This is a genomic window from Burkholderia sp. MSMB1826, from assembly GCF_001526325.1.
Lineage (GTDB): Bacteria > Pseudomonadota > Gammaproteobacteria > Burkholderiales > Burkholderiaceae > Burkholderia.
This window is the reverse complement of sequence record NZ_LOYN01000019.1, coordinates 1-10,923: the sequence shown is the minus strand read 5'-3', so window position 1 is coordinate 10,923 and position 10,923 is coordinate 1. Positions and strand designations below refer to the sequence as shown.

The window sequence follows — 10,923 nt, the reverse complement described above, 5'->3', positions numbered from 1 at the left end:
CAGGGCAAATGCGATCTGCTCTTCCGTAAATTTGCTCGTCTTCATGGCATGGCCTTCGTGTCCGCTTGGACACATCATGCCGAATTTCTCTACTTTTGCACCGGACTATTTCTTGGGTCAGGGTCAATGGGTCGACAACTGCCGAGCCGGGAAGCAGCCGTCGTAATCTACCGTTTTCGGCGGATATGCGGGATGTTATTCGCAGATTCGCCGTCTCATTTTTTTTGACTATTCGCGCGTAATCTCGACGTAGACGCATTGTTCGATTCAGAATAACCGGACAATGAAGCGAGCGGTATTCTTGGTCAGCCGGTGCTTGTGGTCGAGGTTCGGACGCTCCGCGATTACTCGTTTCAGACGAGATCTGAAATTATGCAGCATTCAACATTCCGAACGAAATCGCTCCGTTGGAAGCATCCGCCGCCGCGCCGTCCACAGGCTCGCCGAATTCTGGTCGCCCCATACCCTCGAGGGTGAGTCGCAACCTTGCCGCGAGTACGGACGACATCAGAACACCGATATGCGTCCTCCCTGCGACCTGCCAGTCGCGGGAGCGCACCAAATTGGCAACGAACCCGACGGCGTTAGTTCGTTGCCCCACGTGCAATTGATTGCGATCTACACGCATGTCGAATAGTCGATTCTGCCCGGCTCACTCACGGCAAAATTGCACAACTACTTCGCAGATATAAGCGGCCCGACAAATTGCTCGAAATGTGGCAGCCAGATGGGGATAGCCTCGTTGACAGTGAACGTGCCGTGACCGTTCTTACCGAAAGGCGGTTCGACAATCATCTGTCTCGTGTCCTCAGCCGTTCGACTACCGGGTGTCGCCGACTTCATAGAAGCGAACTTCAACGTCAATGCCGCTCATCCCGACGACATTCCTCTGCAGCGCGTTCGGTATCCGTAATGGACGCGCCCGTTCAAATTGGAGCATTAAGGAACGGAATCTTCGGCGGCGCAAGTTGCCGCAGGATCGTCAAGTGAACATCCAGTTTGACCTTCTTCAGATGGTCGAGATTCATTTGACCGCCGACAATAAGGGCAGGCTCAAAGCCATACATCTCGTCCGGTTCAAGCGGTCCAAGGTTGCCTACAGCGCGCTTGAATAGCGGCTGCTTCGCGTCGTCCTTAAGGTCACATTCGCTTGGCGTCTTGGCACCGAAGAAAGTCTGTACACGAAAGTCTGGATTTTTCAGCGGGCCTTTTAAGTCCTTCTCCAATGCGATAAGCGAATGCGTCGGGCATGACACCGTCAAGCTCGGCCCGGTCTTCTCGCCCCACGCATACAACTTTCCGAACGCGGTTCGCGCGATGACGTGGTAGCTATCGACCTCTTCGAAGATCGTGTCCTCAAGCCACATATCCAGAACGTCTTCGTACTCGTCGGGATTCACGATCGAAAACAAGCCGTCCGCGTAGGTCGCCCACCCTTCTTCGGACCAGTATTTCAGAAGCTGAGTAGGCAGCTTCTTGTCGAATTTTTCGAAGCTGGCTTGAGGCACCTCGACGCGGCTCGTCGCCTCCCCAAAATTCTCGATAAACAACTCAAAATCTTCATCTCTCATCTCATTCCCTTTCCGCGACAAGGTTCTAGCTTGACGTTCATCAAGGCATCTCCCTTGCCGCTCGAAATGGCGTCCTTAGCACCTCCCTCTATCGTCGAGAGGCGATCGCCCTGATTCCAACTCCCACCGATCGAAGAGTTGACACTGGTGCTTCCCATGCGGGTCGGATCCGGGTTCGCCCAGCCGCCCGCAACCATATCTGGCTCATGCAGCGCTGCAAGCTTGCTTGCAACCGTATTCGCTCGCTCGGTCGCGGCACTCATGGCTTCCTTTGCGCCCATGCCCGAGCTTCTCAATGAATCGTATATGCTGCCTCGAACGTGATCAACAAATTCACTCCGCGTTGCCTCCTGCATCGCGTCGGCCAATGGGTTTCGGCCGACCGCCTTATATGCGTCTCGAGCGGCCTGGAACTCGTTGGCCGTCAAGCTATTGATCGCGTCCTGCTGACCTCGCAGCTGCTTAGCGTATTCTCGCAGATACTGGCGTTGTTCAGCTGCCGATAGCTTTTTAAAACCGCGTTTGTCATAGGGATGGAAACAAGGTACCTTCTTCTCGGGCAACCGCTCTTTCGGTTTGACATGCACACCGGCGTCTTCTTCCGCCTTCCTTGGTACGTCCTCGCCGGGCTTCCTCGGTAACTCCCCCTCCGGCGTGTGCGGCGTTTCGCCTTTCGGTACCGTAGGCGTCTCAGCTGTGGGCGGATGCGGGGACCCCGCCTTTGGCCCGCCAGCAACGTCGGACCCCAACGCCTTCGCAGTTTGCCCTGCTTCCGACTCGACGACTGGAGCGAGCTTTGCGGTTCCGGCAAACTTGCCTGCGTCCGCTATCTTCGCACCTTCATTTACAACCTCAACCCCTCGCCCGACCTTCGCTACGGTCGCCACTCCTTTAACTTCACCACCGAAGGGAATAATTGCGGTAGCTAGGACACCCGCCTTCTCGGCATCAGTCGTGGCTGGCGCTACATCGCCTACATGACCAAACTGCATCATCTTGTCTGCATCACTCGCCAGCTTGTTCGCCCTGCAAACATCGCCGGCCTGGTAAGCAGTCATTGCAGCGCGATTCATTTCATCTGCTTGAATTGCGATAGGCGTCACATTGCCGGTCTCATCGCCAGCGTACTTGCTTGCAGAGACCAATAGGTTCCACACATCCCCAGGAAAATTGACAATCCCCTTCCCGATGCCCTTTACAAACCCCGCGGGATCCTTGCCGGATGCGGCGTCTAGACGATTGAATGTATCTACCGCCGATGAGGTCGCGTCCTTAGTCTTTTGCCACCACGTTCGTTTATCGTTCGCTTCAGCTATCAGCGCTTGGAGTGCAGCGTTTGGTTGACAGGTCGTCGACTGAACCGGAATCGTCTCAGTGGTGATTTTTCCGGGGGCACCACCGTTACCCGACGCGTCGCAGTTAATCTTGCAAGCACTGCCATCCCTCGCCACCTTCTGACCGTTGACGATCACATTGCTTTGACCGGACAGAATCTTGACGTAGCCACCGCCGAGCGAAGTACCGGAGACAACGTGCTGTCCCGCGTCTCCCAAGACGCCATGATGCAAATCGCCGACCCGGTAGACCGGCTTTCCAGCTGCAAAGACGTTAGGTGAGGCGGTCTGCTTGTTATTGATGATCGCATAGCTGTCGAAGGGAACAACGCTATTTCCGACCTTGCAAAAATCGGGCGAAGTGGTGAAAGCCTTCCAGCGATCTTCGTTGGCGATGTGTCGCGATGTGCTGTTGACGGTAGAGGAATTCGCTTGAGCTCCGCCCATTGGATCGCCGGCGCTCGATGAGGTCTGATCAGCCATGTGCGTGCTCCGGCATCGGATTCACGAACGCTGTCACGCCCAATCTCAGAAAATTGACGGGATCGGTCCGATCGAATCGTTCCCTCCATACCAGCGAGACTTGTCGTTCATCGAGATCAATAGCAACGGTATCCAGGTTGAGCGCACCGACCCGCCCTCCACCGTCCCAAGTCGTCATCGCCATCATGACGCGTAGCCTTGGCAGGCGCATGGTCACGCGCCCTTCCGGCAGAAGCCCCGCCATGATGATTATCTCGTCACCGACCAGATAGCCCGGGTAGATCAAATCAGGCGGTGCACTCTGGTAAAAGCGGGGATTGAAATCATTGGGAACGTTTGGGTACACCTCTGCGCGCCAACGATCATCGTACGTTCCAGCGTAGTCGATGCGCGGCGAGCACCAACGCGCAACTGGGCCAAAGCCCTGAGCAGCACATTGCTGCGACGGGTGTCGGACGGGCTGCATTGGGTCCTCAATTTGTGGTGCGGCAAGCAACTTGAGCTTGCCAATCTCGGCAGCAATCTGACTACGTGCATCCTTCGACAGCGTTTTCAACGCTTCGTCGTCTGGCAGCCAACCGCAACCCGCCGGGTTGTCGCGCTTGTAGACATACTCCACTGCGGCTTCTTCTGATTCACTTGCATACGTGCCGCCAAAGGCCAATCGGTAGTCGAGAGGAACAGCGTTCGTTGGTGTGGCCCTGGTCAGACGCCAACCGAACAGTCCTCGAACAAACTGGCGAGGCCCATGTAGCCGCAGGATCTTTTGCATCGACCCCACCTGCAATCCGGCCATCCACTCTGCTCTCATTTCGTCATGCGCGCTGCGAGCGGTGCCCGTCAGATAAACATCGGTGGCAGGCTTATAAAGTACCCGGTCACCCTCGCGCTTAAGCACCGCTTTCAACGGAGCGCTATCGACTTCGCCGTCAAATTCATCACCATCGATGATCGGTTTTTGCTCCGTCGCCAACGTAATAGGCTTACCATCCCGTGAGAAATCAAACGTGCCGCGCACGGCAAGCACGTCGTACGCTGCTCCACCCTCTCCGGTTTTCTCGAACCAGGCGTACGGTAAACCACTGTCATTTGTGATTACAGCCATTGCGCCCCATCATGCAAAGAGTCAATTTCTCAAGCACGCCCACGCTGCGCGACACCCATACTTCTTAACCCGGAAATATACTTAGTCTTCCTTTTTAGATTCAGGGGCTTTTTGGGCCGTACCGGTGTTGAGGTACACGTCGTTAGGGGCGTCCGCATGAATCTTGTTTGCTGCCGGGAGGTGAATTTCTTTCGCTTCAATATGGACTGCGTCAGGCAGTAGAGTAATCTTGGAGGTGCCGCAAATTAGTTCAATACGGTCCCCCGCCTGCATAGTTAGCGTCTTGCCGACTTTCACTTCCCACGACTTTCCGACCACCGTATTTTTTGACAATCCGACTTCTTCGGCCTTCGCCAGCCCTACCATCGTATTCATTGCGCCACCGACAGCGATGTTGTACCCGGCGCCGATTGTGAGTGCCTTGGCAAGCCCGATCGTCTCGGTTGAGGCAAGCGCGATCAGAAGATTCTGCAATCCTTCGATCGTCTCATTTCGATTACCTCCGACCGTCAGGGTCTCGTTGCTACCTACGCGTTCAGTACGATCCACGCCGATCGTGATGGTCTCGTTGTTGTCGACCGTCTCGGTTCGGTCATGACCAACATGCACGGTCTCGTCGTGATCGATGTTTTTCTTTCGATCGTTCCCGACCCAATGCGACTCGTCGTGCTCGACCTCGATACGCTGATCCTTCTCGGCATGCAACCACACCTCTTCGGCACCCTTCTTGTCCTCGAAGCGGATTGCGTTGGCCGTATTGACGTTTCCGGTCTTGGTCGAGCGTGTGAGAATCCCACTCTGCGTCGCGTTCGCCGGCAAACCCCACGGTGGCATGTTTGCCGAGTTGTAAACGCTTGAGATGATCAGGGGACGGTCGGGATTCCCATCGAGGAAAATTACGACCACCTCGTCTCCGATCCGTGGGATCTGGATCATCCCAAATCCGCGACCGGCCCATGGCTGCCCGACGCGGACCCAGCATGAGCTGCCTTGATCGCGTTTGCCCAGTCGATCCCAATGGAACTGCACCTTCACACGGCCCAGGCTGTCCGTGTAGATTTCCTCGCCCTCGGGCCCGACGACGACAGCAGTTTGCGGCCCAATGATCGATGGCTGCTCGATCGTGAACGCCGGACGATAGGGAATCTTCTTGCGAATGCAGGTGAAACTGCACTGATAGGTCGCGGTACCCTCCCCGGCCTGGTAATTATTCGTACCGCTATGCGTCACAGTGGTCAGCAGGAACTGGCGATCTTCCGGCTGGGTGCCGCCGTGGTCGTAGTGGTCGTCGAGCTCGAAATACAGGCAAGGCGACAACCGCCGGCTCGTGCTCGTACCGATGAAAATCTTGCTATGCGCGGCTAGCGCTTGCGTCCTGAAACGCGTCAACGCTTCGCCGCGATCGCTGTCGGGAAAGCCGTGCTCGCCCAGGTAGTCGTAGACTTCGTACGACGGCACGTCTCCCTGGTCGACTTCCGTGCCCCCCGACACATACCTGCGCGCGTGCGGCACCTTGTAATCGAAGGTCTTCAGTCCGACATGCGTGGACTCGAGCTGCCGGCTCGCCTGAAATGTGGTGACCACTGCCAGATTGTCGAGGGCCTCGCCCTTCGTGTACTGCAGCACTGGACTGCGGCCGCCGATCGGCTTTGCGGCAACCGAGTTATCCGTGACGATGAGCTTGTGATCGTCCTTCCCATGCTCGAAGTAGAAAAACAACCCGTCTTCCTGCATCAGGCGCTCGACGAATTCAAGGTCGGTCTCTCGATACTGCGTGCAGTAGCTGCGGTTCTTCGTCGCCTTCGACAGGCGGAATTCGAACGACGCAATTTTCCCGTATTCGCGAAAGACTTTCGAAAGAATTGCTTCGGTATTCTCTTCCTGAAATATCCGGATATCGCGGCTGCGCGAAAGCATCCAGAGCCAAGGGACGATGGTCGCACTGTAGACCGTGAAGCTGCCGTCATGATCGAGGTGCGAGAAGTTAGCCACGTACCCGTGGAAGTACCGCTCTTCCGAACTCGCCAACGCATCGGTCAGCTGTAACGTTATCGTCACAGGTTGGCCGATCAGCTTTTTCAGTTCGATATTCGGATCCTGGGACGCAAGCCGAACGTGGAACTCGAAATTTTGAGATAACCCCTCGGTTCCCTGAAAATCGACGAGCACCAGATCAGACCGCCCTTTCATTGGCGTCTGGATGGTGAACAGCCGGTTGCTCTGTAGCCCAAAAAAGCCTGGAATATCTGACAGTTGCATGGCGCCCTCGGAACCCCGCATCGGAACGGCAGGATATTATTCGTCGTGGGATTTTAAACTGCCTGCCCCCGGGAGGATCAAGTTTTGCGTTTCTTCTTGTACCTAGAATATGGGGACTGAGTCGTACGGAAGGTGAATGGATAACCTGCTGCCCCACTACGAATACGAAGTCGGTCTACTCTTGCGCGGCGTCGCGGAATTTGCCCGGCGTTATCCGAAGATTGGCGCTCGACTCGGCATCGCCAACGGCCAGGGCGACCTGCATGTCGACAGAATGATCCAGACGTTCGGGCTCCTGGCCGCCCGTATCGACGCGAAGCTGGAGGACGCCTACCCCGAGTTCACCGAGTCCTTACTCGAAATGTTGTACCCGCAGTACTTGCGCACCGTGCCGGCCTGCGCGATTGCGCAATTTGATCCAGCTAATTTATTCGGTCAGCTGACGGTGCCCTTCACGATGCAGCGTGGCACTGTGCTTGATGCCAATTCGGCTGCCTGCCGATTTGAAACGGTCTACGACGTGACGCTCTCGCCGCTTCGCGTCCACTCGGCCCGCTTTGGTCCAGCGACGATGGTCCCTGCGGCGGTCCGGCTACCGGCCAATGTCTCTGCAATCCTCTCGATTACATTCGCGAGCGCAACGCCCACCGAGACCTTCAATGAAGCGATACCGTCGGGCAAGGTTCGCCTTCATCTGGCAGGTAGTCGCGCCCGTGTCGCCGCGCTCGCCGACGCGCTACTGCTCCGCACGACCAGCGCATATGTCGAGGTCGATCATGGCGGTCGCTGGACGGCATTATCAAAAGCCCCGATCGAATCAGTCGGCTTTGGCGAGCATGAGAGGCTGCTCCCGAAAGAATCGTTCAACACGTCGGATGCATTCGACACGCTGATTGAGTCCTTCGCTTTCCCCGAGAAATTCGATTTCGTCGACATCAACCTCGGGCGAATCCGACGCGCGGCGCGGGCGCCGCAAGCACGACACCTAACGTTGCATCTGGCCATTCGCGACGCATCAGCGGAATCGCCTGCCGCCCAGGCGCTGAGCAACCTCGACGCCGCATCGTTCAAACTGTTTTGCACGCCTGTCGTCAATCTGTTCAAGCGAGACGCGACGCCGATCCAACTTACGTCCACCGATCGGGCCTACCCCGTGACGCCCGAGCCCCTCGAGACCGGCACGCCGCTCGACGTGTACTCGATCGACGCCGTTCATCTGGGCGATCGGACGCAGTCCGAACACGAAAAAGGGGCTTCGTCGCTCAGCGCTGCGCCACGAACGGCCGTACTGCCCTACCGCGCGTTGAGCCATGGCCGGCAACCCGATCCTGCCGTCGCTTATTGGACGGCGTTTCGCGATCCGTATGCCGCGGCGGGAAATGCGCGTGGACCTATTCTCCTATCGCTCATCGGGCTGGACGGGGCCGCCGCCCAGGTGAGGCATCCCCAAATCGACGTCGACGTCACCGCCACTAACGGTGAACTCCCTTCGCGGCTGCCGATCGGCGCGCCTGATAGCGACCTGGTTCATGAAGGTGCAGCGCTGGCGTGCCCGATCCGGTTGCTGACGCAGCCGACCCTGCCAAGCTCGCATTCGCGCGGACACAGTGCGTTGTGGCGCGTGGTGGCGGGTCTGTCGTTGCACCCTTTCGATCTCACCCAGACCGGGCTGAAGGCGTTCAAGGACTTCTTGCGCTTGCACGCGCCGAGCACGAACATCGTCGCTCAACGCAGCATCGACGCGATCGTCGGACTGGATTACCAACCCGCAATGAAGTGGATGTCGCTCGACGGCCAGTTTCCGTCGTTCGTGCGCGGTATCGAAATCGTGGTATCGCTCGAGGAGAGCGCGTTGCGCGACGTCACATTGCATCTGCTCGCTCGAACGCTCGATCGATTTTTTGCGCCGTATGCACCGACGAACAGCTACGTACAGCTCATCATCCGGTCGTCTCAAACCGGGCAGGAATTGCATCGCTGCCCGGCCCGATCCGGAACCCGGCCGGTCATTTAGTCAGTGCAGATAGCCGACCAAGATCCCGGCGCCGGCACCTGCTTGCAAGCCAACCGTCGTGCCACCCATCAGCAAGATCGCAGGCGCATGCGCAATCGCTATCTCGGCGAGCCACGTCATCGCAGGGTTCGACAAACCGAGGGCAAGCTGCGCGGAATTGATTCCGAGGATCATTGCCGAACCAGCCTTGCCATAGCCGATGCCCACACCACCGTCGAGGTAGACCGTAGCCCCTTGGAAGTCGCTCTTGGTCAGCTCGGTGCCACCGAACGCGGGCGCCATATAGATGAGTCCCGCGCTGTCGAATGACTTGGCAGACCCTGCGCCTCCGACCTCGCGGCCGGCGATCTTGGGAATCTTGAGCTCCGGCAAGGAAAACCGCGGAAGTTTGATCTTCGGAACACGCAGGCCGAAACCGATACCGACGCCTACGCCGCCGTAGTAGAAATCGGTTTCCGTTCCAGCGGGGTCGGCCAGAACGATCGTGCCGCCCGACGCAACGACGAACTCGATGCTGACGCCGCCTGTCGCACCCGTCTTGTAGCTCCAGTTGCTTGGTCTCAGAATTGACACGGCCGATCCTCTCAGATGCTGTTATTTTTTTGGTGCCAGATTCATCGCCGCGAAGAGGATGAATCCAAGACCGAATATCGTCGCCATCAATGTCCAGTTCCACACGGCGCCAAACCGGTCGATCGTCGCGGTGCGGGCCGGCGCCTCGGGCTGGTAAAGGACGGTGACCTTGTCGCCGACCTTGGTGCCGTAGATCATCCCGCCTTGCGGATACGACACGCGCTCGCCCGTTTTTGTCACGAACTCGATTTGTGGGTGGCTCCCGCCGGCATTTAGGCTGACCACCTCGCCCGGAACGGCGATCGCAGTCTGCAAAAATCCTCGCGTGGACCACCCGATGAAAGCCGCGATCACGAGAAAAACGACCCCGATCGCAATGCCTGCAATAGCCTTAGACATGAGCCCTCTCGATTTTTGTCGTTCGACACGCGGCTGCATCCTGTCTGCGTGTCCGAGCGGGATTTTAGCGCATTGGCACTGACTGTCCGGACATCGTGTGAGGCCCGAATGAATTTGCGGGACGACCGCGCCGGCAGGTCAAACTTCACTTTCTGCCGGCTTCATGTCGCCGCTTTCGGCGCGTTTCCTCGGTCGTCGTAATGCTGATGAAATAGCAGCGCGCGCACCAATGCCCGCGACGGATCGTGTTCGGCGTGGCGAACCAGCGGTGGCCGCGCGCGCATTCCCACTCCAACCGGGTTGAACTGTTTACGTAGGTTTTCGAGACGCACTCCCCGCCTCGCTCCTTCGCGATCGCCCGCATCAGATCCATGCCGAGCTTGCCGGCGTCGTGCGCGCACGCGGAGCACCAATGACCGCGGACGATCGCTCCGGGAAAGGCCCACCAACGATGACCTCGCGCGCACTCCCATTCGAGTCGCGTCGCCGCGTTGCGATAGATGCCCGAAAGGCAGCGCCCGCCGTGCGCCTCGGCCAGCTTATGCATGAAACTCATGCCGTATCTCTTCGCTTCATGCTGGCACTCGGTACACCACGATCCACGAAAAATCCGGGCGCCCAACGTCTCGAACTCGTGGCCCGCTTCACATCGAAAACGATAGTGGGCTTTGCTGCCCTCGTAGACCGTAGAGAGGCAGACGCCACCTCGCTCCTCGGCGCACCGCTGTAGCCGAGCCAACCCATCGTGAAGCCGATATCGTTGCACCTTCTTCTGGTTCGAACAGGTCCGGCACCAAGCGCCGCGGACGACTTCAAGACCGACGGTCTCCCATTCATGTCCAGCCGCACAACGGAAACGGTAGCGGTCCGCCAGCTTCGTGTATGTTCGCGTCAAGCACTTACCGCCTTGGGCGCGGGCAGCAGCGCGAATTCGCTTCATTCCGTGGGGATCTGTCATGCGCTTCGAATGTTCGTTGCGTGCGCAAACGACGCACCACGACCCTTTCTCGAGGCTATCAACTGATTTCTCGAACGCATGGCCGGCGCGACAAACAAACTTGACCCTGACCCAAGAAATAGTCCGGTGCAAAAGTAGAGAAATTCGGCATGATGTGTCCAAGCGGACACGAAGGCCATGCCATGAAGACGAGCAAATTTACGGAAGAGCAGATCGCATTTGCCCTG

At 57.8% G+C, this 10,923-nt stretch carries 9 protein-coding genes; 1 reads left to right on the top strand and 8 read right to left on the bottom strand.

What is annotated here, in order from left to right; genetic code table 11:
- Nucleotides 1–926: 926 nt before the first annotated feature.
- From WS95_RS11485 to WS95_RS11470, 4 genes are all read right to left on the bottom strand, one after another.
- Nucleotides 927–1,571, bottom strand: a complete 645-nt coding sequence (locus tag WS95_RS11485; RefSeq protein ID WP_034206979.1) for a GAD-like domain-containing protein — start codon at nucleotides 1,569–1,571, stop codon at nucleotides 927–929.
- Nucleotides 1,568–3,388 (bottom strand): polymorphic toxin type 15 domain-containing protein, encoded by a 1,821-nt coding sequence (locus tag WS95_RS33165; protein WP_080747755.1) that lies wholly within the window; start codon nucleotides 3,386–3,388, stop codon nucleotides 1,568–1,570. Before WS95_RS33165 ends, WS95_RS11485 begins: the two co-directional genes overlap by 4 nt.
- Nucleotides 3,381–4,493, bottom strand: coding sequence for a DUF2169 family type VI secretion system accessory protein (locus WS95_RS33160; RefSeq protein ID WP_052100270.1), 1,113 nt, complete (start codon nucleotides 4,491–4,493; stop codon nucleotides 3,381–3,383). Before WS95_RS33160 ends, WS95_RS33165 begins: the two co-directional genes overlap by 8 nt.
- Nucleotides 4,494–4,574: 81 nt before the next feature.
- Nucleotides 4,575–6,752: a type VI secretion system Vgr family protein gene (locus tag WS95_RS11470; protein ID WP_052100329.1), complete on the bottom strand. Its 2,178-nt coding sequence runs from the start codon at nucleotides 6,750–6,752 to the stop codon at nucleotides 4,575–4,577.
- 136 nt (nucleotides 6,753–6,888) lie between these two features.
- Here WS95_RS11470 and tssF point away from each other — a divergent pair, with 136 nt between their 5' ends.
- Nucleotides 6,889–8,766, top strand: coding sequence for a type VI secretion system baseplate subunit TssF (gene tssF, locus WS95_RS11465; RefSeq protein WP_059823882.1), 1,878 nt, complete (start codon nucleotides 6,889–6,891; stop codon nucleotides 8,764–8,766).
- Here tssF and WS95_RS11460 read toward each other — a convergent pair whose 3' ends face one another.
- From WS95_RS11460 to WS95_RS35470, 4 genes are all read right to left on the bottom strand, one after another.
- The gene (locus WS95_RS11460; protein WP_034206977.1) at nucleotides 8,767–9,339 is read right to left on the bottom strand and encodes a hypothetical protein; all 573 of its coding nucleotides are present in this window, start codon (nucleotides 9,337–9,339) and stop codon (nucleotides 8,767–8,769) included.
- Nucleotides 9,340–9,360: 21 nt separating this feature from the next.
- Entirely contained in the window at nucleotides 9,361–9,738 is a 378-nt protein-coding gene (locus WS95_RS11455; RefSeq protein ID WP_011661390.1) for a DUF3592 domain-containing protein, read from the bottom strand.
- Between the two features lie 145 nt (nucleotides 9,739–9,883).
- On the bottom strand, nucleotides 9,884–10,294 hold the full coding sequence (locus WS95_RS35720; RefSeq protein WP_230624910.1) for a hypothetical protein: 411 nt from the start codon (nucleotides 10,292–10,294) through the stop codon (nucleotides 9,884–9,886).
- A 398-nt stretch (nucleotides 10,295–10,692) separates the two neighbouring features.
- The coding region (locus WS95_RS35470) for a hypothetical protein (RefSeq protein ID WP_218921594.1) at nucleotides 10,693–10,923 on the bottom strand (231 nt) is incomplete at its 5' end.

What these genes read in the sequence shown, in the direction of transcription:
- WS95_RS11485 (WP_034206979.1), bottom strand. Translation starts at nt 1,571, where the DNA reads ATGAGAGATGAAGATTTTGAGTTGTTTATCGAGAATTTTGGGGAGGCG.
- WS95_RS11455 (WP_011661390.1), bottom strand. Translation starts at nt 9,738, where the DNA reads ATGTCTAAGGCTATTGCAGGCATTGCGATCGGGGTCGTTTTTCTCGTG.
- WS95_RS33160 (WP_052100270.1), bottom strand. Translation starts at nt 4,493, where the DNA reads ATGGCTGTAATCACAAATGACAGTGGTTTACCGTACGCCTGGTTCGAG.
- WS95_RS11470 (WP_052100329.1), bottom strand. Translation starts at nt 6,752, where the DNA reads ATGCAACTGTCAGATATTCCAGGCTTTTTTGGGCTACAGAGCAACCGG.
- WS95_RS33165 (WP_080747755.1), bottom strand. Translation starts at nt 3,388, where the DNA reads ATGGCTGATCAGACCTCATCGAGCGCCGGCGATCCAATGGGCGGAGCT.
- WS95_RS35720 (WP_230624910.1), bottom strand. Translation starts at nt 10,294, where the DNA reads ATGAGTTTCATGCATAAGCTGGCCGAGGCGCACGGCGGGCGCTGCCTT.
- tssF (WP_059823882.1), top strand. Translation starts at nt 6,889, where the DNA reads ATGGATAACCTGCTGCCCCACTACGAATACGAAGTCGGTCTACTCTTG.